The organism is Galenea microaerophila (genome assembly GCF_054657255.1).
Map to the genome: position 1 here is coordinate 385,614 of NZ_BAAHWZ010000002.1, position 22,345 is coordinate 407,958.

The 22,345-nt window shown below is 46.9% G+C and carries 23 protein-coding genes; 11 read left to right on the forward strand and 12 right to left on the reverse strand.

Annotated elements, in window-relative coordinates:
* Window positions 1–28 precede the first annotated feature (28 nt).
* From ACYQ05_RS07180 to pip, 3 genes are read right to left on the reverse strand one after another with little or no spacing between them, the layout of a single operon-like run.
* Window positions 29–1,696: a putative bifunctional diguanylate cyclase/phosphodiesterase gene (locus ACYQ05_RS07180; RefSeq protein WP_459819702.1), complete on the reverse strand. Its 1,668-nt coding sequence runs from the start codon at window positions 1,694–1,696 to the stop codon at window positions 29–31.
* Between the two features lie 2 nt (window positions 1,697–1,698).
* Window positions 1,699–2,136 carry a D-aminoacyl-tRNA deacylase gene (gene dtd / locus ACYQ05_RS07185; protein WP_459819704.1) on the reverse strand — a complete coding sequence of 146 codons (438 nt, stop codon included), beginning with the start codon at window positions 2,134–2,136 and terminating at the stop codon, window positions 1,699–1,701.
* A gap of 2 nt (window positions 2,137–2,138) precedes the next feature.
* Window positions 2,139–3,095 (reverse strand): prolyl aminopeptidase, encoded by a 957-nt coding sequence (gene pip / locus ACYQ05_RS07190; protein WP_459819706.1) that lies wholly within the window; start codon window positions 3,093–3,095, stop codon window positions 2,139–2,141.
* Between the two features lie 39 nt (window positions 3,096–3,134).
* Between pip and ACYQ05_RS07195 the strand changes: the two genes are divergently transcribed.
* Window positions 3,135–3,449, forward strand: coding sequence for an MGMT family protein (locus tag ACYQ05_RS07195; RefSeq protein WP_459819708.1), 315 nt, complete (start codon window positions 3,135–3,137; stop codon window positions 3,447–3,449).
* 38 nt (window positions 3,450–3,487) lie between these two features.
* Here ACYQ05_RS07195 and typA read toward each other — a convergent pair whose 3' ends face one another.
* The 3 genes from typA to ACYQ05_RS07210 form a co-directional block, all read right to left on the reverse strand.
* Window positions 3,488–5,308 (reverse strand): translational GTPase TypA, encoded by a 1,821-nt coding sequence (gene typA, locus ACYQ05_RS07200; protein ID WP_459819710.1) that lies wholly within the window; start codon window positions 5,306–5,308, stop codon window positions 3,488–3,490.
* Window positions 5,309–5,517: 209 nt separating this feature from the next.
* On the reverse strand, window positions 5,518–6,363 hold the full coding sequence (locus ACYQ05_RS07205; protein ID WP_459819712.1) for a M48 family metallopeptidase: 846 nt from the start codon (window positions 6,361–6,363) through the stop codon (window positions 5,518–5,520).
* A 110-nt stretch (window positions 6,364–6,473) separates the two neighbouring features.
* Window positions 6,474–6,695 (reverse strand): YjfB family protein, encoded by a 222-nt coding sequence (locus ACYQ05_RS07210; protein WP_459819714.1) that lies wholly within the window; start codon window positions 6,693–6,695, stop codon window positions 6,474–6,476.
* Between the two features lie 151 nt (window positions 6,696–6,846).
* On the opposite strand from ACYQ05_RS07210, the gene ACYQ05_RS07215 reads away from it, so the two are divergent.
* Window positions 6,847–7,788 (forward strand): DnaJ C-terminal domain-containing protein, encoded by a 942-nt coding sequence (locus tag ACYQ05_RS07215; protein ID WP_459819715.1) that lies wholly within the window; start codon window positions 6,847–6,849, stop codon window positions 7,786–7,788.
* Between the two features lie 110 nt (window positions 7,789–7,898).
* On the opposite strand, the gene ACYQ05_RS07220 is transcribed toward ACYQ05_RS07215, so the two are convergent.
* Complete coding sequence (locus ACYQ05_RS07220; protein ID WP_459819717.1) at window positions 7,899–8,258, reverse strand: PilZ domain-containing protein; 360 nt, start codon at window positions 8,256–8,258, stop codon at window positions 7,899–7,901.
* Between the two features lie 83 nt (window positions 8,259–8,341).
* Between ACYQ05_RS07220 and ACYQ05_RS07225 the strand changes: the two genes are divergently transcribed.
* Window positions 8,342–8,875, forward strand: a complete 534-nt coding sequence (locus ACYQ05_RS07225) for a gamma carbonic anhydrase family protein (RefSeq protein WP_459819719.1) — start codon at window positions 8,342–8,344, stop codon at window positions 8,873–8,875.
* On the opposite strand, the gene ACYQ05_RS07230 is transcribed toward ACYQ05_RS07225, so the two are convergent.
* Both ACYQ05_RS07230 and ACYQ05_RS07235 read right to left on the reverse strand, forming a co-directional pair.
* On the reverse strand, window positions 8,876–11,251 hold the full coding sequence (locus tag ACYQ05_RS07230) for a penicillin-binding protein 1A (RefSeq protein ID WP_459819721.1): 2,376 nt from the start codon (window positions 11,249–11,251) through the stop codon (window positions 8,876–8,878). It lies immediately after the preceding gene.
* Between the two features lie 128 nt (window positions 11,252–11,379).
* Window positions 11,380–11,592, reverse strand: a complete 213-nt coding sequence (locus tag ACYQ05_RS07235) for a hypothetical protein (RefSeq protein ID WP_459819722.1) — start codon at window positions 11,590–11,592, stop codon at window positions 11,380–11,382.
* 208 nt (window positions 11,593–11,800) lie between these two features.
* Between ACYQ05_RS07235 and rph the strand changes: the two genes are divergently transcribed.
* The 6 genes from rph to ACYQ05_RS07265 are packed head-to-tail and all read left to right on the forward strand — an operon-like array spanning window position 11,801 to window position 19,140.
* The gene (gene rph, locus ACYQ05_RS07240; protein ID WP_459819723.1) at window positions 11,801–12,553 is read left to right on the forward strand and encodes a ribonuclease PH; all 753 of its coding nucleotides are present in this window, start codon (window positions 11,801–11,803) and stop codon (window positions 12,551–12,553) included.
* A 1-nt stretch (window position 12,554) separates the two neighbouring features.
* A complete protein-coding gene (rdgB, locus tag ACYQ05_RS07245; RefSeq protein ID WP_459819724.1) occupies window positions 12,555–13,175 on the forward strand; it encodes an RdgB/HAM1 family non-canonical purine NTP pyrophosphatase in 621 nt (206 codons plus the stop codon).
* 6 nt (window positions 13,176–13,181) lie between these two features.
* Window positions 13,182–14,357: a radical SAM family heme chaperone HemW gene (gene hemW, locus ACYQ05_RS07250; protein ID WP_459819726.1), complete on the forward strand. Its 1,176-nt coding sequence runs from the start codon at window positions 13,182–13,184 to the stop codon at window positions 14,355–14,357.
* Window positions 14,354–15,850 carry a putative bifunctional diguanylate cyclase/phosphodiesterase gene (locus ACYQ05_RS07255; protein WP_459819728.1) on the forward strand — a complete coding sequence of 499 codons (1,497 nt, stop codon included), beginning with the start codon at window positions 14,354–14,356 and terminating at the stop codon, window positions 15,848–15,850. Before hemW ends, ACYQ05_RS07255 begins: the two co-directional genes overlap by 4 nt.
* Entirely contained in the window at window positions 15,837–17,975 is a 2,139-nt protein-coding gene (locus ACYQ05_RS07260; protein WP_459819730.1) for an AsmA family protein, read from the forward strand. Before ACYQ05_RS07255 ends, ACYQ05_RS07260 begins: the two co-directional genes overlap by 14 nt.
* Before the next feature lie 7 nt (window positions 17,976–17,982).
* Window positions 17,983–19,140, forward strand: a complete 1,158-nt coding sequence (locus ACYQ05_RS07265) for a murein transglycosylase domain-containing protein (protein ID WP_459819732.1) — start codon at window positions 17,983–17,985, stop codon at window positions 19,138–19,140.
* A 30-nt stretch (window positions 19,141–19,170) separates the two neighbouring features.
* Here the strand turns inward: ACYQ05_RS07265 and trmB are convergent, their stop codons facing one another.
* The 3 genes from trmB to thiS form a co-directional block, all read right to left on the reverse strand.
* Window positions 19,171–19,872 (reverse strand): tRNA (guanosine(46)-N7)-methyltransferase TrmB, encoded by a 702-nt coding sequence (gene trmB, locus ACYQ05_RS07270; RefSeq protein WP_459819734.1) that lies wholly within the window; start codon window positions 19,870–19,872, stop codon window positions 19,171–19,173.
* Window positions 19,873–19,881: 9 nt separating this feature from the next.
* Window positions 19,882–20,670: a thiazole synthase gene (locus tag ACYQ05_RS07275; RefSeq protein ID WP_459819736.1), complete on the reverse strand. Its 789-nt coding sequence runs from the start codon at window positions 20,668–20,670 to the stop codon at window positions 19,882–19,884.
* A gap of 62 nt (window positions 20,671–20,732) precedes the next feature.
* The gene (gene thiS, locus ACYQ05_RS07280; RefSeq protein ID WP_459819738.1) at window positions 20,733–20,936 is read right to left on the reverse strand and encodes a sulfur carrier protein ThiS; all 204 of its coding nucleotides are present in this window, start codon (window positions 20,934–20,936) and stop codon (window positions 20,733–20,735) included.
* A gap of 58 nt (window positions 20,937–20,994) precedes the next feature.
* On the opposite strand from thiS, the gene mutY reads away from it, so the two are divergent.
* Together mutY and ACYQ05_RS07290 are read left to right on the forward strand one after the other, a co-directional pair.
* Entirely contained in the window at window positions 20,995–22,062 is a 1,068-nt protein-coding gene (gene mutY / locus ACYQ05_RS07285; protein ID WP_459819740.1) for an A/G-specific adenine glycosylase, read from the forward strand.
* A gap of 2 nt (window positions 22,063–22,064) precedes the next feature.
* The gene (locus ACYQ05_RS07290) at window positions 22,065–22,337 is read left to right on the forward strand and encodes an oxidative damage protection protein (protein ID WP_459819742.1); all 273 of its coding nucleotides are present in this window, start codon (window positions 22,065–22,067) and stop codon (window positions 22,335–22,337) included.
* Window positions 22,338–22,345: the final 8 nt, after the last annotated feature.

Consider the following 22,345-nt stretch of genomic DNA (forward strand, 5'->3'; position numbering starts at 1 on the left):
GGCACTTTAAAGAGTGGGGGGAGTCTGACTAAAACTTTTCATTGTTTAGCTTGAAGCTCTTTTCCAGTTGTTGTGATGGCATGGCTTTACCGAAAAGGTAGCCCTGAAAAATATCACAGCCTTCTTGACGTAAAAAATGGGCTTGCGTCTCAGTTTCCACGCCTTCGGCAATAATTTGTAGATTAAGGCTTTTGCCCAATTGGATAATGGCTCTGCATAGAGATTGCCCGGTTTCATTGTCTAAGTTGAGCACAAAAGCACGGTCAATTTTTAGGGCATCGATGGGAAAAGCTTGCAGATAGGCCAGCGAAGAGTAGCCCGTGCCAAAATCATCAATCGCAAGTGCGAGCTGGTGTGCTTTAAACTGCTCAAGCAAATGTAAGCTCTGTTCAATATCGCGCATGGCAGTGGTTTCGGTGATTTCAATATCCAAATAGGGTGCCACTTCTGGAAAATGAGGCTGTTGGCTCATAAAGTCCAGCAAGGAAAGGTCGCTAAATTGACGTGCAGAGAGGTTAATCCCGATATGGATCGGGTGCCCCTGTTGCCACCACTGAACCGCTTGGGCAATGGCTTGTTGAATGATGTAACGCCCGAGCTCAAGAATCAATCCATTACTTTCTGCCAGCGGAATAAATTGTTCCGGTGAAACTTGCCCCAGTTTGGGGTGTTGCCAGCGAACTAAGGCTTCGGCGCCATACAGTTGTTCGGTGTGTGCGTGCACTTGGGGTTGAAACAGGACTTGAATTTCTTGATGTTTGAGCGCTTGCTGTAATTCGATTTCTAGCTGTAGTTGTTGGTGCGCAGTGCTATTGAGTGAGGGGTGATAGAACTGAAAACCATTGCCGCCTTTTTGTTTCACCGCATTGCGGGCGCTATTGGCGGCTTGCAAGAGTTGCTGTAGATTTTTACCCTCTTCGGGATAACGTGCAATGCCAAGACTAAAGTTTAAAGAGATGGGGGTGTGATTTAACACAAAAGGCGCTTTAAGCGCTTGCCAGTACCGGTTGATTAGCATTGAGAGCTCTTTTTCTGACTTCACCTGTTTAATCAATATGGCAAATTCATCGGCACTGAGGCGTGCAATAATATCATGTTCACGCACAATCTGTTTTAGGCGCTGGGCCAGTAAGGTTAATAGACTGTCGCCGGCTTCAATCCCTAAACTCTCATTAATTTTCTGAAAGCGGTCAATATCAAATACCAATAAGGCCGCATGTGGGTGCTGCGTTTGAGCTAAAAAGGCTTCGCCCGCTTCCATAAACCCTTCTCGATTGAGCAGGTCGGTCAGTGTATCGTGATGGCGTTGAAATTCGGGGAGCAGTTCGGCTTTGTGAAAGCGAGAGATATTTTGCACACTGCCTTCAATTTTTAATAATTGCTGTTGTTCGTTAAATTGGGCAAAGCCGACCGCTTCTAAATGAAGAATACGCCCTGAATGTTGTTGTACGCGAAAACTGACCTCAACGCGCGGCTCGCCTTGTTGGGCTTGATAAAACATTTGATAAATCAGAGCGCGATCTTGCGGGAGCACCTTATCTGTCATGCGTTCTAATGGACAGTGGGGCATAGGGGGTAGGTCAAATAGGGAGAAGAGTTTAGCAGGCCCGGAAATCAAGTCAGATGCAGCCTCCCATTGCCAATAGGTGACCTGGCTGGCTTCGACTAAGGTATTACATTGATGTGTATCGAGCATGATTAAACCTCTAACCAAAAAGTCACTGGACCATCATTGGTTAAACTGACTTGCATATCGGCGCCAAATTGACCAGTTTGTGGTGGACGATAAGTTTGCGCAATCTGCTCGACAAATTGCGCAAACAGCTGGCGCGCGACTTCAGGTGCGGCAGCACTGGAAAAACTTGGTCTTAACCCCTTGTGAGTCTCCGCAGCGAGCGTAAATTGCGGCACTAGCAGTAAGTCGCCTTCAATCTGCTGCACATTGAGGTTCATTTTATCTTGAGCATCTGCAAACAGGCGATAATGTAGCAATTTATGCCCCATTTTTTGCAATTTTTCCACATGATCTTCTTTTTGAAAACCGACCAAAACCAAAATGCCTTGACCGATTTGACCAATGGTTTGACCTGCGACTTCGACTTTGGCTTGCGTTACCCGCTGAAGTAAACAAATCATACTTAGATTTCTCCGGCCAAACGATCGGTTGCTGTGACGAGGCGTTGTAAAATCTCTGGCTCTAAGGCAGAGTGGCCGGAGGTGGGGGCGATTTGCAGGGCTGCATGCGGTACAGCTTCCGCTAAGGCATAGGCTTGATCAATGGGGCACACCACATCATAGCGCCCATGAATCAGCGTTGTCGGCACTTTAGGGAGCAGCGAGGCGTGCTCAAGGATTTGATTGGGCTCAATAAAACTGTGATGGAGAAAATAGTGGCACTCAATACGCGCCATCGCCAGTGCATGAAAGGGGTCAGCAAAGTGCTGCACAATGGCCTCATCGGTTTCTAAAGTGGAAGTGCGACCTTCCCAGATAGACCAAGCTTCAGCAGCTTTCATGCGCAAGACTTCATTCTCTCCCGTGAGGAGTTCATAGTAGGCTTGAATCAGGTGATCGCGTTTCTCTTCCGGAATGGGGGCGATAAAATCTTGCCAATAATCAGGGAAAAGCCGATTCGCACCGGCCTGATAGAACCAATCAATGTCTTGAGCACGGCTTAGAAAAATACCCCGTAAAACCATCCCTAATACCCGTTCTGGATAGGCTTGCGCATACAGCAAACTGAGGGTGCTGCCCCAGGAACCTCCAAACAGCGCCCACTGTTCAATGTTTAAAAATGCACGGATTTTTTCCATATCCTCAATCAAGTGGGTCGTGGTATTATGGGTTAAACAGCCGTGAGGACGCGACTGACCGCACCCTCTTTGATCAAACAGGATAATGCGGTAGAGACGAGGGTTAAAAAATTGCCGATGAATTGGCGAACAACCGCCTCCGGGTCCGCCATGGACAAATAGAATGGGAATCCCCTCTGGATTGCCACACTCTTCAAGGTGAAGGTGATGTAACGCATCAACCTGAAAACTGTGTTGCACATAGGGCTTAATTGGGGGGTAAAGGATATTTTGCGTATTCATAAAGGATATTGTAGCGGTTCAATGAAAGGTTTGCACGAGATGACGCCATTTCAACAACAGTGTTATGATCTGCTCAAACAAATTCCCGTTGGCTATGTGACGACCTATGGGGAGCTGGCGCGAGCGATGGGAACGCAAGCTTATCAAGCCATTGGGCAAGTATTAAAACGCAACCCAAATCTTATTGAGGTGCCGTGTCATCGCGTTGTCAAAAGTAATGGAGAAATGGGCGGCTATGTCAAAGGCGCTGAACAAAAGCTGGCACTCTTGGTGGCAGAAGGGGTTAAGATTGAAGCGGGAAAGGTGGTGGATTTCAAACAAAAATTGTATCGATTCAAACAAAAAACCCGCTGATTAAAGCGGGCTTGTTTAGGGTGAAAAGCGATGAAAGTTTATTTCTTGCCTCGCCCTGCGCGCTTACGTTCCAGCTCGGTCAACAGTTTTTTACGTAAGCGAATGCTTTCAGGGGTGACTTCCACCAGCTCATCGTCATCAATAAACTCTAAAGCTTGCTCCAGTGTGAAACGGGTTGGCGGCGTCAGGGTTAAGGCTTCATCCGTTCCCGAAGCACGCATATTGGTCAACTGTTTCCCTTTAATGGGGTTCACGGTTAAGTCATTAGAGCGAGTATGCAGGCCGATAATCATTCCTTCATAGACTTCATCCCCATGACCAATAAAGAGACGACCGCGTTCTTGTAAATTAAAGAGTGAGAAGGCTAAGGCCTTACCTTGTTCCATGGAGACCAATACCCCACGCGTTCTTTCACCGACGGAAACTTCAAATTTAGGACCGTAATGGGAGAAGCTGGAGAAAATCAAACCTTCCCCTTGGGTGGCGGTCATAAATTCTGTGCGGAAGCCGATTAGACCTCGAGAAGGAATGACAAAGTCAATGCGCACACGCCCATGTCCATCGGGCACCATATCGGTCATTTCGGCTTTACGCAGTCCCAGTTTTTCCATAATGGTGCCTTGCGCTTCTTCAGGCACATCGACGGTTAAGGTTTCATAAGGCTCTTGAATCTCGCCATCGATTTCACGGAAGATGACCTCAGGACGTGAAATGCCCATTTCGAAACCTTCACGACGCATATTTTCAATGAGAACGGACAGATGCAACTCACCACGACCGGAGACGCGGAATTTATTGGCATCATCGGTGTCTTCAACTCTTAAGGCCACATTGGTTAGGAGCTCTTTGTCTAAACGTTCGCGAATTTGGCGTGAAGTGAGGAGCTTGCCTTCGCGACCCGCAAAAGGTGAGTCATTGACCTGGAAAGTCATGCTCACAGTCGGTTCGTCGACGGAAACTGGGGGTAAAGCCTCTGGATGATTAGGATCACAAATCGTATCTCCAATATAGAGTGGATCAATCCCAGCAAAAGCAATAATATCTCCCGCATGGGCTTCATCGACATTGATGCGTTCAAGACCTTTAAAACCAAAGAGTTCAGAGATTTTGCTATTGCGTTTTTGACCATCGGTGCCGACAACGGTGACGGTCATTCCCGCTTGCACTGCCCCCCGCTTGATGCGACCCGTGCCAATGACCCCTTTATAGTTGTCATAATCTAAAGAGATACACTGAACTTGGAAAGGTCCCCCTAAATCAACATCCGGTGAGGGTACTTTTTCCACGATGGTTTCAAAGACGGGGGTCATGTCGCCTTCACGCACATCTTCATCATAGCCGGCATAGCCGTTGAGGCCTGACGCATACAGTACATCAAAATCGAGCTGTTCATCGGTGGCGCCTAAGCGGTCAAATAGGTCAAATGTTTGATCCAATACCCAATCCGGACGCGCACCCGGGCGATCCACTTTGTTAATGACAACAATAGGTTTTAACCCTTGTTGTAAGGCTTTTTCGGTCACAAAGCGTGTTTGAGGCATGGGACCTTCGACAGCATCCACCAAAAGCAGTACCGAATCGACCATGGAGAGAATACGTTCAACTTCTCCACCAAAGTCGGCATGGCCGGGAGTGTCCACAATATTGATGCGGTAGCCGTTCCATTCAACGGCGGTATTTTTAGATAGGATGGTAATGCCGCGCTCTTTTTCCAAATCATTGGAATCCATGACGCGTTCGCCCATCTCTTTGCGTTCATCAAAGGTGCCGGACTGTTGTAAAAGTTGGTCAACGAGGGTGGTTTTACCGTGGTCAACGTGGGCGATAATCGCGATATTACGAATGTGATCTGTTTTCATAGGTCTCTCAGAATTGCACGCCGGAGGCTGCAAAACAGAGAACCCATCTCATGCTATCGCAACCATTTGGCTAAAAAATGAGGCAGTATTATACTTGAATTTAAAAAGATTTTGGGAAAGGATTTTTTTAGGCTTTGCAGATGTTATAAGCGCGCTAAAAAATTTTAGTCATTTTTAGTCGTTCACTTACCTCAAGTAAAGGACATTGATTAATCAGGTACCTTTGGCGGTTGTGGCTGAATCCCTAATTTTTTGCAGGCCTCTACATAGAGGGGATAGAGTTTTTGCGCATATTTTTTCAGGTCTTCCATTCGTCGTTTGCTTGAGGGGTGGGTGCTGAGGAGTTCGGGCGGCGCATTTTTAGAAATTTTCATCATTTTCTGCCAAACTTTAACTGCGGCAAAAGGGTTATAGCCTGCCCGAGCGGCGAGTTCAACGCCAATATGATCTGCTTCGGTCTCATGAAGACGGCTAAAAGGCAGCGTGAATGTTACCTGGGCAACAGTGCTGGCTAAATCTAAATAAGGCCCCTTGACCCCTGTGCCCAGTGCCAAAGCTTGCAGGCCAAATTGTTGAATAATGGCTTCGGAGGCGCGCTCGCGCCCATGCTCGCGTAATGCATGGCCGATTTCATGGCCCATAATGGCTGCCAATTCGGCATCCGTGAGCTTCAGCTTTTGAATAATGCCGCTATAGACCACAATTTTTCCGCCTGGCATACACCAAGCATTGAGTTCAGGAGAGTCAATGACATTGATTTCCCAATCCCAATTAGGCGCATCTTTACGAAACACCGCTGTTTGCGGAATGAGCCGTTTAGCGATGGCGCGCACACGTGCGGTCATTTTGGGATCAGGATTGAGTTTTCCGGCTTTTTTGGCTTTGTCTAGGATCTGTTGGTAGGCTTTTTGGGCGCTTTTTTCCATCTCTTTTTCGGACACAATTAACAGTTGGTTACGCTGAACCCCCACAGCACCACTTTTGGTCGAGGAAGCGCAACCTTGAAGCCCAAAAGCCAAGATAAGGCTGATAATCAGTAAGCGAAAAATGAGCATGGTAGATTATTCTTTGTAAAAATAAGAGCGTTAAAAAGACAAAATCCCCAGTCCTGACGCCTAAAATAAGCAAGCAGGACTGGGAATTTTAGCAATTTTGTGCAGTTTATTTAAACTTTTGTATTAATAGTATTGCCTAGATTTGGGGGCAGGCCTTGCGTGCTCAGTTGTTGAGGTTGAGGGACAGACTGGATCAGCATCAACGCATTTTCCGTTTGCGTGTCCAGCGCTTTTTTAAACACTGTTGTTTGTACTTCTGCTAAATTGCCTGCCTGTTTTTGTGCCAAAGCGGCAGAAATCGCGCCATTGGCTGAGATATTTGAGATGTCCATTGTAAGCTCCTAGTTCAGGGATGAATGAGTGAGGGCAAATAAGTTATCGGTTACTTTTCTAAAAGCTTTAGCCATTTGTGATGCTTATTGAAAATTTAGCATTTGTCCCCATATAAAAGAGCATTCAGTCTGATAAAGGAAAAGGGATAAGATGGAATATAAGGATTATTATAAAATTTTAGGGGTGGATCGCGGCGCCAGTGAGGCAGAGATCAAAAAAGCCTATCGTAAGCTGGCTGCCAAATATCATCCTGATAAACCCACGGGTGATGAGGAGAAGTTTAAAGAGATCAGTGAGGCTTATGAAGTGCTCAGTGATTCAGAGAAGCGCCAGATGTATGACCAGTTTGGTAATACCAGCGGTTTCCAAGGGGGGCAGCAGTTTGATCCCAATGATTTTGGCTTTGGCGGCTTCGGCGGCGGCCAAGCTGGAGGGGCGGATTTCAGTGATTTCTTTGAGTCCCTGTTTGGGGGAGGCGGCCGTTATGGTGGTTCCAGAGGCTACGGTGGCGGCTTTGGTGGTCAAGGCAGCTTCCAACAGCGTGGAGAGGATCAAATTGTTAAGGTTTTAATTCCATTAGAAGATGCAGTGAATGGAGCGGAGCGTACCTTAACGCTGCAGGTGCCTACTCAAGAACCTTCAGGTCATATCGTTAATAAACAGAAAACCATTAAGGTCAAAATCCCTGCAGGGGTGAAACAAGGACAGCGCATTCGTCTAGCTGGCCAAGGCGCCCCCGGCTATGGCGGAGGCCCGAATGGAGATCTCTATTTAGAGATTGACCTGCAAAAACATCCGCTCTATCGTGTAGAAGGTGAGGATGTCTATTTAGATCTTCCTGTGACGCCTTGGGAAGCTGCGCTTGGCGCAAAAATTGAAGTGCCGACTTTAAAAGGTAAGGTCAAAATGAATATTCCTGCTGGCAGTCAATCCGGCGCTAAGTTGCGCATTAAAGGACGTGGTTTAGGTAAAAATGGCAATCAGTATGTGGTGATTCAAATCCATACACCGCCAGCCAATACAGAGGAACGTAAGCAGTTCTATAAAGAGATGGCAGAAAAAATGCCATTTAATCCACGCGCACATTTTTAAATTTGCAAATTAAATGAAAAGAAAGCCCCTTGTGTGAGTAAAGCACAAGGGGCTTTTTTATGGTTGCTTCAATTTAAATGGGAAGCAGTGACTTTTTAAAAGGCGTGGTTTTAAGAAGCGGCCAGTTTTTCAAACAGTTCAATATATTCTTCTGTAGGCGTCTCTAACTCTACCCCTACATGTTTTTCTGGATCTGGGTAGAGATCAATGCAGTGACGCACCTCCGCTTTGAATTGAAAATCGTGATAGATTTTTCCTTGTGATTCCGGGATTTCAAAACGGACTTCAACCCGATCTTCAGGCTTAAGCGGAAGATGGCAGATTAGGCCGACGCCATGTAACGAGAAATCGGTCATGGTACCGGTTTCTTGTTGCTGATTGATAAAAAGGGTGACTGGCCGATTGAATGGGATTCGAGTATGACGTCTTTTCTCTTCAATGGCTTGTTTTTCTCCACGGCTTAAAGTCATGGTTTGGTTTCCTCTCTCTGAATATTTGTGAGGATTATTGTAATATATAAGAATGTGATTTTTATTAGAAAAAGGAATAACAGATGGCAATACGTAAATTTAAACACTGGACACCGCTAATTGCAGCGTCAGCATGGGTGGATGAATCCGCTGTCGTGATCGGTCGTTGTGCGTTGGGAGAAGCCGTGAGTATTTGGCCGAATGCTACCCTGCGAGGTGATGTGAATGAGATCAAAATTGGGGATCGTTCTAATATTCAAGATGGGGTGGTGGTGCACACCACGCATGAATCGGATATGACAAAAGGCTCTCAATGCATTGTGGGTAAAGATGTGACGGTTGGGCACAATGCGGTTTTACATGGCTGCGTCATTGAAGATGAGTGCTTAATTGGAATGGGTGCTGTGGTTTTGGATAATGCGGTAGTGCAAAAGCATGTGCTGGTCGGTGCCAACAGTTTGGTTCCGCCGGGCAAGGTATTGGAGAGCGGCTATCTGTATGTCGGCTCGCCGGTGAAAAAGGTTCGCCCCTTGAGCGAGGAAGAAAAAGCCTTTTTTAAATATTCGGCCGAGCATTATGTTGAATTGAAAAACACTCACCAAGAAAGCGAGCAGTGATTACTCAAACAGCTCCTGGGTCATTTCTTCCAGTTTCTTTTCTCTCACATTAGGAATTTTGGGGGCGTGTTCTTTTCGGAACACTTCAAAGATCGCCCCCGGGGTATCTGCGGGTACCGCTTTACCGCTCTGTTTATCAATGGGGATATTGACCAGTCCTGCTGGGCGTGCAAAGGGTCGATTGGGAGAGTCTTTGAGTGCGACACGCATATAATCAATCCAGATAGGCAAGGCCGCGCGCCCTCCGACTTCTCGGCGCCCAAGCGTTGCGGGTTGGTCAAAGCCAACCCAAACGGTGGTGGTGATGTCGGGATTAAAGCCAGAAAACCAAGCGTCTTTTTGATCATTGGTGGTCCCAGTTTTTCCAGCAATGTCCAATCGTTTTAAAATATTTGCCTTGCGGCCTGACCCATACCGAATCACATCTTGCATGAGGCTGGTGATAATGTAAGCGTTTTGCGGGGAGATGACACGTTTGGCTTGATGGGGGTCGGCCTCATTGCATTGGTTTTGGCAAGCTTTTTTGGGCAGTGCCTGATAAATAGGGTTACCATTATTGTCTAAAATGGTTTTAACAAAATAAGGTTCAATCAAAAATCCGGTGTTGGAGAAAGTGGCGTAGCCTCTGACCACTTCCCAAGGGGTAAACTGCACCGAGCCTAAGGCTAAAGAGAGATCACGGTGTTTATTGAGCTCTTCAAGAGGGAAGCCAAAACGGTGAATATATTCTATGGCATAGGGTATGCCTATTTGGCGTAATAAACGAATAGAGACTAAGTTTCGAGAATAGGCCAAAGCCTTGCGCAAACGGGTCGGGCCATAGAAGCGTCCAGAATAGTTTTCAGGTCGCCAAATATCTTCCAAAGCGGAATCATGAAACACTACAGGCGCATCATTAATGGTGCTGGCAGCGGTGTAGCCTTTATGCAGGGCAGCGGAGTAGAGGAAGGGCTTAATATTGGAGCCGACTTGCCGTCTTGCTTGGATGACACGATTAAATTTACTGCGGAAATAGTCATATCCGCCTACCAAGGCTTGAATCGCACCATCTGAAGAGCGTAGGGAGATTAATGCGGATTCGGTGGTCGGGTTTTGCGCCAGTTGCCATTGATCCGCTTCTTTAATGACATAAATGACATCCCCTGTATGCAAAATATCGGCCATCTTTTTAGGCTCTGGGCCTTTTTTATTGACGCTGATAAAAGGACGGGCCCATTTTAAGGTCTCTAGCGTGAGCTGGATAGTTTGTCCATCTTTGAGCAGAATGGATGCCATTTCTTGGGCTATGTTTGTGACCACGCCCACTTTTAAATTGGCATAGGTCGGTACTTGATCAAGCGTTTGCTTGACTTGCTCAGTATCGATTAACTGTGTCGGTGATAGGTGAGTAATTGGGCCGCGATAGCCATGGCGTCGTTCATAGGCTTGTAAACCATTAGCAACCGCCTGATTAGCGGTATTTTGCAGGGTGCTGTTAATCGTGGTCACTAAGGTTAAGCCTTGTGTTAAGGCATCGGGACCAAATTTTTGAATGGCAAAGTGACGCGCCATCTCCGCCACATAATTGGCGCGCACCTCAATGCGCGCACCAGAGAGTTTCGCATGAATGGGGACCGCTTGCGCCGCTTTCATCTCAGCTTCTGTAATGTATCCATTTTCATACATGCGTCTGAGCACATAGTTACGGCGAATTTTGGCGCGTTCAGGGTTGGCAATAGGATTATAGGCAGAAGGGGCTTTCGGCAAACCGGCAATCATGGCATATTCGTCTAAACTGAGCTGATCAATCGGTTTGCCATAATAGGTTTGTGCCGCAGCTGCTACCCCATAAGAGCGGTAACCCAAGAAAATTTTGTTCAAATAGAGCGCTAAAATTTCTGGTTTGCTCAACTCTTGTTCAATCTTGATGGCTAGAAGAATTTCTTTAAATTTCCGTAGATAGCTTTTCTTTTTGGTGAGGAAAAAGTTACGGGCGACCTGCATGGTAATGGTGGAGCCCCCAGATTTTTTATGCCCCGTTGTGATCAACTCGAAAACCGCACGTGCAAGGCCTTTTAAATCCACCCCATGATGTTCAAAAAAGTGCTCGTCTTCTGCAGAAACAATGGCTTGCGTCATCCGTTCTGGAATTTCGGTATACTTTAAAGGAATGCGTTTTTCGGTGCCAATTTCTGTAATCAGTTTGTGGTCAGCGGTTACAATTTTGAGGGGGACTTTAAAGGTGACCTCTTTTAAAGAGGAGGCATCCGGCAGCTTAGGGTAAAGGAGTGCGGCATAAATCAATAAAGCCAAGACAGGTAAGGCGCCCAAGAAAAATAGCCATAATAGGAGGCGTTTCCAAATGGATTTTTGTTTAGAGGCTTCGACATCTGACATAGAATTTGTTTATACCAAGTATGGATAGATAAAATTGTGGTCACGATTATAACAATCGACAGGAAAGGTGTGCAAACAAAAAACCCAGCGCTTAGGCTGGGTTGTTCATTCTCAATGCGGGTAAATGATTACTGTTTTTTGTAGCGTCCAGTTTTGATGTCGCTATAGATTAAGAAAAGGTTACCGCCTACAATAATGAAAATCGCTGCTGCCACTGCAAATTGTGCAATATAGACTTCAAGCACTTCAGGTAAATAACCTGCCCAGATCCCTAGGATGACTGCGAGGGGGATGATAACGGTAATTGTTAAAACAATCAATAAGTTAATGACGTTTTTCATGGTGGTACACCTCAGAAAGTTGTATTTTTTAAAAATTTGATAAGACTATACTGTATTTACCTTATGAACTTCAAATAAAAATTATCTATTTGGTGATAAATTAAACAATATTGCTTTCGTTTTTGATTGATATCAAGAATAAGAGCAGGTGTGAGGTTTAGCGGTATAATTTACCCAACAATTCGTTACCATAATTAAAGAGAGAATAATGCAAAGACCCAGTCAAAGACAACCGAATGAAATGCGCCCAGTGCGTTTTACACCAGAATTTACCAAACATGCGGAAGGTTCCGTTTTGGTTGAGTTTGGTGACACCAAAGTGATCTGTAATGCCACTGTGGAAAAGAGAGTGCCTTCATTTCTGCAAGGTCAGGGACAAGGGTGGGTGACGGCCGAATATGGCATGCTGCCTCGCTCAACCCACAGTCGTATGCGTCGGGAAGCCGATGCCGGTAAACAAGGTGGACGCACCATGGAGATTCAACGCTTAATTGGCCGTTCCCTGCGGGCGGCGGTGGATTTAAGTAAAATGCCCGAACTGACCATCACTGTGGATTGCGATGTGATTCAAGCGGATGGGGGGACGCGGACGGCTTCGATTACGGGAGGCTTTGTCGCTTTAGCCATGGCGATAGAGCGCTGCCTAGCAGAAGGGGTGTTGACAGAAAATCCCATTTTGCATCATGTCGGCTCGGTCTCAGTGGGTATGTTTGAGGGGGTGCCGGTACTGGATTTAGATTATGCAGAAGATGCGAATGCACAGACGGATATGAATTTAGTGATGACAGAAACGGGGCGCTTTATCGAGATTCAAGGGACGGCTGAAGCAGAACCCTTTAGTCGTGAAGAGATGGAAGCGATGTTGGCCTTGGGCGAAAAAGGCATTGCTGAATTAATTGCTGCGCAAAAAGTCGTTTTAGTTGAATGGAAGCGGGCTAGAGCGCAGGCAGAGGAGGCCTAAAATGGAGCTGGTATTAGCCTCTGGCAATGCGGGCAAGGTGCGAGAAATGACGGATCTTTTAGCACCGCTTAACTGGAAAGTCCGCCCGCAAACGGATTATTTTAATGAAGAGGCAGAGGAAAAGGGGCACACCTTTATTGAAAATGCGATTTTAAAGGCGCGTTTTGCGGCGGAAAAAACCGGGTTGCCTGCGATTGCTGATGATTCTGGCTTGGAAGTGGATATTTTACGCGGTGCGCCGGGGATCTACTCTGCGCGCTATGCGGGAGAAAATGCGACGGATGAGGCGAATGTGCAGAAGTTGTTGGCGGCATTAGAAGGCGTTCCAGAAAGCAGACGCACGGCCAATTTTTACTGTGCCATGGTGTTTTTGCGCCATGGAGAAGACCCGACGCCCATAGTGGGCTTGGGTAGATGGGCGGGGCGTATTTTAACGGCACCACAGGGAAATGGCGGTTTTGGGTATGACCCCATCTTTGAAGTGGGTGAATCCGGTCAAAGTGCTGCCGAGCTTCCTGCACAGAAGAAACAGCAGATCAGCCATCGCGCCCAAGCGATGGCTCAGCTCATAGCGCAAATGCGGGCGGCGAGTGATCAAATCCGTCTGGCTACCGAAAGGTAAAGAGCAGTGCAGCTCACTACGCCGCTGCCACTAACGCTCTATGTGCACTACCCTTGGTGTGTTCAAAAGTGTCCCTATTGTGACTTTAATTCGCATACGCTGAAAGCGGAGGGGCAAGAGGCGGCCTATATTGAGGCGCTGTTGCAGCAACTGGATCGCACCCTACCGTTGATTTGGGGGCGGCCGATACAGAGCATTTTCTTTGGCGGTGGCACGCCGAGCTTAATGTCGGAAGCGGGATTAAGTTATTTTTTAACCCAAGCGAAGATGCGGCTAGGGTTTGGCAGTGAGATAGAGATTACGCTAGAAGCCAATCCCGGGACGGTGGATTATGAGAAGTTTGCCGGTTTTCGCCAAGCCGGTGTCAATCGCCTGTCCATTGGCATACAGTCCTTTGAGAATGACAAGCTGCACGCTTTGGGACGGATTCATTCATCAGAAGAGGCGAAGCGGGCGGTTGAAGCGGCGCAAACCGCTGGTTTTGATAATTTTAACTTAGACTTAATGTTCGCCTTGCCCCATCAGACGCTGGATCAGGCTGTGGCCGATATTGAGCAGGCGATCGCTTTGGCGCCGCCGCATATTTCGCACTATCAATTAACGCTGGAACCCAACACCCCGTTTTATCGACAGCCGCCCCCTTTGCCGGAGATGGAGTTGGCTGATGAGATGCAGGCGGTTTGTCAGCAAAAGTTGGCCGAGGCGGGGTATCAGCATTATGAGGTTTCGGCCTACGCTCAGCCCGACTTTCAATGTCAACATAACTTAAATTATTGGCAGTTTGGGGACTATGTTGGGCTGGGGGCAGGTGCTCATGGTAAGCTGACATTGCCTGCAGAGCAGCGTGTGATTCGTACTCAGATGCCAGCGTCGCCAGGCGCTTATCTGCAAATGATGCAACAGAGTCAGCAACAGCCACTCTCCAGTATTGAGACGGTCGGACGCGTTACAGAGGTGGCTGCGGAGGCGTTGATTTTTGAGTTTATGTTAAATGCATTGCGTTTACAGCAACCGCTAGAAAAAGCCCTCTTTACCCAACGAACCGGTCTGCCTTTTGCTCAGGTGGCGGACACCTTGCAACATTTGCAAGACAAGGGGTTGATGCAGCAAACCGAGACCCATTTTGGATTAACTGCACGTGGGCAGCAATTTTTAAATGATGTCGTTGCCGAGTTTTTATGATGAAAGACATTGAACAGATGCTGAATCAACTCAAACAGATTTTACAGCAGCACCTCGTCGATCAAGCCGAAGGCGCTCGATGCCAAGCTCTATTGAATCGTATTGAGCAACAGGTCTTAGACGCCTATTTTGATCCCGTGACGCAACTTCCTAGCCGTTCTCAGCTGAATGCATCTCTTAAAACGGCCATTATTCAGTCTCAGCGCACTGAAAATCCGGTCGCCGTGCTGTTTGTGGATCTTGATCGTTTTAAATATGTGAATGATACCCTTGGGCATCAGGCAGGAGATGCCTTGTTAAAACAGGTAGCGCAAAGATTGCAGGGCTCAGTACGGAAAAGTGATTGGGTACTGCGCATCGGTGGAGATGAATTTGTTTTGATCTTACCGGAGCAGAATGCGCTGCCTAAACTAGAAGCGCTCGCAGAGAAACTGATTGATCATCTCTCACAGCCGTATCATTTAACCGAAGGTTTGGCGCAAATCGGGGCTTCTATCGGTGTGGCCGTTGGCGGTGGCGCACAAACTCCAACAATGGAAGCGTTGTCCGCCTATATCAATCGACTGATTGAGCAAGCCGATCAAGCGATGTATCAAGCCAAGCAGGCAGGCCGTGGCTGCATTCGTTTTTACAATGCGTTTTTAGAGGCGGAAAATCGAAAGCGATTACGGTTAGAGCGTACTTTGCAGCAAGCCATAACGTTGGAACAGCTGCATGTGACCTATGAGCCTGTGTGCGATATACAGCAGATAGAAGTTGATGGCATAGAGGCAAAGTGGTCAGCTGCGGAAGTGGATTTGGCTGGGATGAGTTTAGAGCAGGCGTTAAAATGGATCGATAACCGAGACTTAAATGAGGCCTTGAGCAGTCAGTTGATTGAGCGGGCGTTAGATTTTTTACAAGCGTTGGTTGAAGCAGGGCGTGGCTATAAAATGGCGTTTAACGTCGGGGTAGATCAGTTGCAAAATCCTGAATTTCCACGTTGGCTAGAGAGACAACTGCTACAGAGAGACTTAACCGCAGAGTGGGTCATTCTTGAGTTGGATGAGTCCAATTTTGCATTGGAGCGAATCGATGTGATCGCACAGCTGCAAAAACTCGCTCGATTAGGGATTGGGCTTACGCTCGATAATGTGGGGAAAGGGGCGTTTCCGTTTTCTTTATTGCGATTGGCTGAAATTGACAATGTCAAAATCAGTCAAGAATTAACCCAGGGGCTGTTACAAGATGAGGCGGCTTTTCAACTGGTTAAAGGTTTGATTGCACTTTGTCTGGCACTGAACAAAGCCGTGGTTATTGAGGGGGTGGAAACTCAAGATCAACTGTTAATGCTCAAAAGTTTAGGATGTGATCTGATACAAGGACGGTTTCTAGGAGCCCCTCAGTCTGCAGAAACCTTCAGGCAGCAGCATCTTGATGAGTTAGCAGGCGATCTCCATTGGGCGCATAAAGTTAAACACACATTAAGTGAGATGGAAGATGAAGATTTTTAAATGGATAAAACGCACGTTGGTGATGGCCTCGCTATTTGTGGGGTTGGTGCTTTTAGGGTATTGGGGCGCCATTCACTGGATGGACTTTAATCGTTTCAAACCCCAGCTGAAAAAGCTGGCGGCGGAAAGAGGGGTCTATCTGGAGATGAAGGAGACGGATATCAAGGCAGACGCTTTTCCATTAACCCTAATGGTTTCTCATGTGGCAGGTCGGCTGGATGGTCGCTATCTAACTACAACGGTGCAAAACAGCCGCTTCAATATTCAAGAAGTGAAGATCGCCCTCTCTTTATGGGCGCTGTTTGTGGAGCAGAAAATTCGCATTACCCACTTGCAGATCCAACAGCCGCAGTGGACTTTAACCCTTGCAAAAGGGAAGATGGCCTTAGCCTTGCAGCAACTCAATGCCTATGAACCATTGGTTGTAAACTTAACCCAGTCTCCACAGATTGCCCAATGGCATTTTTCCACTGTGAGCTTAAAGAATGGCGCTTCCTCGCAAACGGTATCGTCACCCTCCGCCGTGGAATGGCGGCTTAAAAGTCTATTTGTTGATCAAGGTAAGGTTCAATTGCAAACGGCTGAACAAAAGCCTATTGAGACCCTAGAGCAGTTGCAGTTAATGGCATTTGATCTTCAAGCCCAAGAGCCCTTTCCATTGAATGCACAGTTTCAATTTAAACGTTGGCTTCCTAAAGAACCATCGCCGATGACGGGTAAAGTCACACTCAATGCACAAGGTCAATACTTAAGTCAGTCGCAGCTATGGCAGTTGCAAAAATTGCAGGGAAAAGTGGACCTAAGGTTGCCACAAGAATTACATGTACCCCCTTTAAATGCACAGTTAGCGATTCAGCAGCTGCAATATCAAGCACAGAAAGGGCAGTTGCAGCTCAGTGGGCTCTCTTTAAAAGGTTTGGGATCGGAAGTGGTGTTGGACTTTACGGCAGATTTAAAACAGCAGCAGTGGCAAGGGTACACTGTTCTCAGTGACGTGAATCTGAAAAGTTGGGCCAGACATCTCAACGGGTCGCTGCCCAACTTTACCCATCAAAAAGCCTTGACGCACTTATCTGGACAGTTTTCTTGGCAGTGGCACCCTCAAGGATGGCAGTTGACCGATTTGGCGTTAAATTGGGATGGCGCTCATATAAAAGGACGCATTTGGCAGCAGCAGCGTTCTCTCAATGATCCTATGGAGATGAATTTTACGCTCAATATTGACCAGTTGAATTTAGATTACTATCAAGCTAAGCGAGAGGTTCCTTCGTCAAAGGCAAAATTGAGCGAAAATGCTCAAAACCCCAGTCCTGCTGTGCAAAAATCGGTGGAAACGGTGTATTTGCCCTTTGCTGTGCCGGTCTCTACTTTAAGGGCATTGAAGGCAGAAGGGCATCTTCAAGTGGGCACCTTAATTATTCAGGGGGTGCATCTAAAACAGCTTGAGACCACTTTCCAAGCCGATCACGGGCAACTTGCGTTTGCGCCTTTTGATTTTAACCCTTATGGTGGTCTGTGGCGCAGTAAGTTACGTTTAAATGTCAATGGACAGACGCCGGCTTATGAAATGGAAGGGCGCTTTGAGCAAGTGAATTTGCAGCGATTATGGCAGGATATAGAAGTTAAGCCGCTTTTGAATGGACAGGGCAGTGGCCGTTTTCGACTGTATACACACGGCAGTAATAGAGAAGCTTGGTTAGGGCATATGAATGGCAATTTACAGCTTGTGGTAAATCAAGGCCAGCTCGTGGGGGGCAATCTGAATCAATTGCTGTATGCCGATAAGAAAAACAGGCAACCTATCACGCGCTTTCAAAAACTTAATTTAAAAGGTGTGGTGCGAGAGGGGGTTTATTATATCGGACAGATTGACTTAACCGCTTCTCAATATAAAGCTTTAGGCGTTGGGCAAGTCAATTTAGTCTCACAAGCGATTAATATGTCATTAAAAGCACGTTTGCTGAAGCCGAAAGATCAGGATTTAGTCCAGGCGGTGGTGCCTTTTAAAATTGTCGGAACCTTACAAAAGCCGATTTGGCAAGTAGAAGTGAAAAAACTGCTCAACAGTCCAGAAAATCGGCAGGCCATATTGCAAAAATTGGGTCAGTTTCTTCAAAGAAAGTGAGGAGGAGGTGAAGCGTCGTCATTTTTTACAGACCGCTTTAAAAGCTTCAACGCTTTTGGGCGGTGTGGGCTTGCTCGCTGCCTGTACACCAACTGAAGTGCGTCGCTCTGTTTCAACTGGCAGAAGTCTTTATCGAGGGAATGTGCCGGGTGCGGTGATGAGTCAACTGCCTGCGACCGGCCTTCCAGAAGTGGATCGGTTACTGCGTCGACAAGTGTCGCTATTGGTGCAAAGGTTAGCCAAGCAGTGGGGCGATCAGAAAGTCGCTTCTCCCAAAGAGTATGTGAAGTATTTAGACAAATATCAGACGCGTGCCATTATCAATTTTGAGACGGGTCAGATTCGGGTTGAGACTTTAGAAAAATCCAGCCCAAAGCAAGCTTTGCAGAAAGCGATTATCACCACGTTGCTGACCCCAGAAGATCCGCAAAAAGTCGATTTGCTTTCTGATAAAGCGGTCGACTTAAAAGGTCAACCTTTTCTCTATCCATTGGTCAAGGACCAATACCATAAGCCGATCCATACCCAATGGCGAGCGAATCAGTATGCCAAATATTTGCTGAAAAAAGCGTATCATCAAGATATTTACCATGGTAAGCGGCGCTATTTTGTCACCTTTGCTATGGAGAAGCACTATCAGGATGACCAGGCGCACCGTTATGCCGGGACGGTGAAATATAATGCCAAGCGCTTTAAACTCGATCAGGCATTGATTTTTGCCATTATTAAAACTGAAAGCAGCTTTAACCCCTATGCCATGAGTCCGATTCCGGCGTTTGGTTTAATGCAGATTGTACCGCGCTCGGCAGGGCGTGATGCACACCGCTTTTTGTTTAAAAAGGATGGTATTCCCAGCAAAAATTATCTCTTTCAGGCGCATAAAAATATCGAAATGGGCAGTGCTTATCTCTATCTATTGCATTACCGTTATTTGGTGAAAATTAAACATCCCAAGTCAAGAGAGTATTGTGCCATTGCGGCTTACAATACTGGGGCGGGGAATGTGTTTAAAGCCTTTGCTTCAAGCCGTTCCAGTGCGATTGCGCGCATTAATCGCATGAGCCCAAGTCAGGTTTATACGCATTTAACGCATCATTTAAAATATGCAGAAGCGCGCCGCTATGTACAAAAGGTGACGCGCAATAAAAGAGCATTCGAGACCTAGTAAGAGAGGACGTTACAGGTAAAAACTGGCTCAGTGCGCTTTTTTACGAAACACTAAATCCCACACGCCGTGCCCAAGTCGTTGGCCACGCGTTTCAAACTTTGTCAGCGGGCGATCATCTGGTCTGGGGGTGAATTGCATCGGCGGTTGGGTGTTCTCAAAATCTGGCGCTTCAGTCATGACCTCCATCATATGGTGGGCATAATCTTCCCAATCGGTCGCCATATGGAAAATGCCTTGCGCTTGCAGTTTGCGAGCAATCAGGGCGACAAATTCGGGTTGGACAATGCGGCGTTTATGGTGACGTTTTTTATGCCAAGGATCCGGAAAAAAGAGATAAACGCCGGCAAGACTTTGATCGGGAATCATCTGTTCAAGCACTTCGACGGCATCATGGTTCACTACGCGAACATTGTTTAAATGGCGCTCTTCCACCTCTTTTAGCAGTGCGCCCACGCCTGGGCGATGGACTTCAATGCCAATAAAGTTATGCTCAGGCCGCATTTGCGCCATCTCAGCAAGACTTTTCCCCATGCCAAAACCGATTTCCAAATAGGTCGGCGCTTGACGGCCGAAAAGTTCGGAAAGGTTTAAAACTTGCGGTTGAAAGTCTACACCAAATTTTGGCCATTGAGTTTCTAGGGCACGCTGTTGTGCTTTAGAAAGCCGGCCTTGGCGCAAAACAAAGCTTTTAATGCGCCGCTTTTGCGGTTCAATAGATTCCGTTGTCATAATGAGATCTTAAAAGAAAGTCCCATCAAGGGGGGAAGAGGCGGAGGCATAGGCTTTTCTAGGCATGCGGCCGGCTAAAAAGGCTTCGCGTCCCGCTTCTACCGCTTTTTTCATTGCAGAAGCCATCAACACAGGCTTTTTCGCTTCAGCAATGGCGGTATTCATCAAAATACCGTCCACACCGAGTTCCATGGCAATCGCTGCATCCGAAGCGGTTCCCACACCCGCATCCACTAAAATAGGCACATTTGCATTTTCTATAATAAGACGAATATTATGTGGATTGCGGATGCCCAAGCCCGAACCGATTGGGGCAGCCAAAGGCATGACCGCACAGCAGCCAATCTCTTCGAGCTCTTTCGCAATCAATGGGTCATCAGAAGTGTAAACCATCACATCAAAGCCATCTTTCACCAACGCTTCTGCCGCTTTCAGCGTTTGAATCACATCGGGGAAGAGGGTCTTTTGATCGCCGAGCACTTCTAGCTTGACCAAGTTGTGTCCATCTAACAGTTCGCGCGCCAATTTACAGGTGCGTACAGCCGATTCGGCATCATAGCAGCCAGCAGTATTGGGTAGAATGGTATATTTTTCAGGTGGGATCACATCCAGTAAATTGGGTTCATCTGGGTTTTGTCCAATATTGGTGCGGCGAATGGCTACGGTCACAATCTCAGCGCCACTGGCTTCAATCGCTTGTTGCGTTTCCGTCATGTCTTTGTATTTGCCGGTGCCCACAAGTAGGCGTGATTGATAGGTTTTTCCAGCAATTGTAAAGGTATCATTTTGATTTGACATGCGTTTCTCCAAAATAAGGGTAAAAGGGATTTGGGGTTGAGGCGAGTGTGTTTTAACCGACGCTATCCACCGCCCACAGCATGAATGATTTCGATTTTATCGCCATCCTGCAAGGGCGTTTTTGTATATTCACTGCGCGGGATGATCTCTTCATTGCGTTCCATCGCCAGGCGTTTGCCCTCTAATCCAAGTTTTTTCACCAAAGTTTCAGCGGTGGCTGAAGCCTCTAATTGGTGCGGCTTTCCATTAACGGTAATTGTAATCATGGTTTTGAGCTTCAACTATAATAAGTGTCCATTATAACTGATTTGAGCACCTATCCGAATGATGCAGTTTAAAAATATTGAGAAAGCTACAGAATTGTCACACGCCTTATTAAACTGGTTTGACCAGTATGGGCGTCATGATTTGCCCTGGCAGCAGGATAAAACGCCCTATCGGGTTTGGGTCTCAGAGATTATGTTGCAACAGACGCAAGTGCAGACGGTGATTCCTTATTATCAACGCTTTATGGAACGCTTTCCGACACTTCAGGATTTAGCCGCCGCGTCACAAGAGGAGGTGCTCTCGTATTGGGCGGGATTGGGCTATTATGCGCGGGGACGCAATTTACACAAGGCGGCACAGCAGATTGTGCAGCAGTATGGAGGCGTATTTCCGCAAACTTTTGAAGAAATGATGGCATTGCCAGGCATTGGCCGTTCGACTGCGGGGGCGATTTTAAGCATTGCTGGGCAACAGCGCTTTCCCATTTTGGATGGTAATGTCAAACGGGTTTTGGCGCGTTTAGAAGCCGTTGAAACCTGGCCAGGTGAGCGACAGACCGAACAGGCGCTCTGGCAGTTGGCGGATCAGCTGACGCCAGCGGAGCGATTTGATGACTATACGCAAGCGATTATGGATTTGGGGGCGACGGTATGCCGTCGCAGCCAGCCGAATTGCGACCAGTGCCCTTGGCAACAAAACTGCCTTGCGTTTCAACGGCAAGCGGTCAATCTCTATCCAAAACCGAAGCCAAAAGTCAAAAAACCTGAACGCCATGCGCGCTTTTGGCTCATTGAGGATCCGCAGCGGCGTATCTGGCTGCAAAAGCGGCCTCAAAGCGGGATTTGGGGAGGGATGTGGTGTCTGCCACAATCTGAAATCAATGAGGATTCTCCTAGTGATGTCCCTAAGAATTTGATAGAATTGATAAAAAAGGCAAAGTGGGATTTACAAACAGAATTTAAGCATACCTTTACGCATTATCATCTTTGGTTACACCCTGTGAAGGTGGTGTTATCCGATTCCATTTCGATAAAAGCGGATAATGGGGTGTGGGTCAGCCGACAAAGTGCTGTAAAAATGGGGTTACCTGCCCCGATTAAGAAGACAATTCAAGGAGTGTTTTAACAATGAGTCGAAAAGTCAAATGCGTCAAAATGGGCGAAACCTTAGAAGGGTTAGATTTCCCGCCTTTTCCAGGACCTTTAGGACAAAAAATCTATGAGAATATTTCTAAAGAGGCGTGGAAGCAATGGTTGAATCAGCAAACCATTTTAATCAATGAATATCGCCTTTCGAGTTTAGACCCTAAAGCGCAAACATTTTTAAAAGAAGAGATGGAGAAATTTTTATTTGGGGGGGAGGAGATAGAGATGCCCAAAGAATTTGTGACACCTGAATAAAAAAGGAC

Bases quoted from the DNA above. Each gene is read 5' to 3' on its own strand.
- ACYQ05_RS07255 (WP_459819728.1), top strand. From the start codon at position 14,354: ATGATGAAAGACATTGAACAGATGCTGAATCAACTCAAACAGATTTTA.
- ACYQ05_RS07210 (WP_459819714.1), bottom strand. From the start codon at position 6,695: ATGGACATCTCAAATATCTCAGCCAATGGCGCGATTTCTGCCGCTTTG.
- ACYQ05_RS07195 (WP_459819708.1), top strand. From the start codon at position 3,135: ATGACGCCATTTCAACAACAGTGTTATGATCTGCTCAAACAAATTCCC.
- ACYQ05_RS07225 (WP_459819719.1), top strand. From the start codon at position 8,342: ATGGCAATACGTAAATTTAAACACTGGACACCGCTAATTGCAGCGTCA.
- ACYQ05_RS07215 (WP_459819715.1), top strand. From the start codon at position 6,847: ATGGAATATAAGGATTATTATAAAATTTTAGGGGTGGATCGCGGCGCC.
- dtd (WP_459819704.1), bottom strand. From the start codon at position 2,136: ATGATTTGTTTACTTCAGCGGGTAACGCAAGCCAAAGTCGAAGTCGCA.
- ACYQ05_RS07230 (WP_459819721.1), bottom strand. From the start codon at position 11,251: ATGTCAGATGTCGAAGCCTCTAAACAAAAATCCATTTGGAAACGCCTC.
- mutY (WP_459819740.1), top strand. From the start codon at position 20,995: ATGATGCAGTTTAAAAATATTGAGAAAGCTACAGAATTGTCACACGCC.
- ACYQ05_RS07275 (WP_459819736.1), bottom strand. From the start codon at position 20,670: ATGTCAAATCAAAATGATACCTTTACAATTGCTGGAAAAACCTATCAA.
- ACYQ05_RS07235 (WP_459819722.1), bottom strand. From the start codon at position 11,592: ATGAAAAACGTCATTAACTTATTGATTGTTTTAACAATTACCGTTATC.
- pip (WP_459819706.1), bottom strand. From the start codon at position 3,095: ATGAATACGCAAAATATCCTTTACCCCCCAATTAAGCCCTATGTGCAA.
- ACYQ05_RS07205 (WP_459819712.1), bottom strand. From the start codon at position 6,363: ATGCTCATTTTTCGCTTACTGATTATCAGCCTTATCTTGGCTTTTGGG.
- ACYQ05_RS07260 (WP_459819730.1), top strand. From the start codon at position 15,837: ATGAAGATTTTTAAATGGATAAAACGCACGTTGGTGATGGCCTCGCTA.
- ACYQ05_RS07220 (WP_459819717.1), bottom strand. From the start codon at position 8,258: ATGACTTTAAGCCGTGGAGAAAAACAAGCCATTGAAGAGAAAAGACGT.
- ACYQ05_RS07180 (WP_459819702.1), bottom strand. From the start codon at position 1,696: ATGCTCGATACACATCAATGTAATACCTTAGTCGAAGCCAGCCAGGTC.
- typA (WP_459819710.1), bottom strand. From the start codon at position 5,308: ATGAAAACAGATCACATTCGTAATATCGCGATTATCGCCCACGTTGAC.
- ACYQ05_RS07290 (WP_459819742.1), top strand. From the start codon at position 22,065: ATGAGTCGAAAAGTCAAATGCGTCAAAATGGGCGAAACCTTAGAAGGG.
- trmB (WP_459819734.1), bottom strand. From the start codon at position 19,872: ATGACAACGGAATCTATTGAACCGCAAAAGCGGCGCATTAAAAGCTTT.
- rph (WP_459819723.1), top strand. From the start codon at position 11,801: ATGCAAAGACCCAGTCAAAGACAACCGAATGAAATGCGCCCAGTGCGT.
- rdgB (WP_459819724.1), top strand. From the start codon at position 12,555: ATGGAGCTGGTATTAGCCTCTGGCAATGCGGGCAAGGTGCGAGAAATG.
- thiS (WP_459819738.1), bottom strand. From the start codon at position 20,936: ATGATTACAATTACCGTTAATGGAAAGCCGCACCAATTAGAGGCTTCA.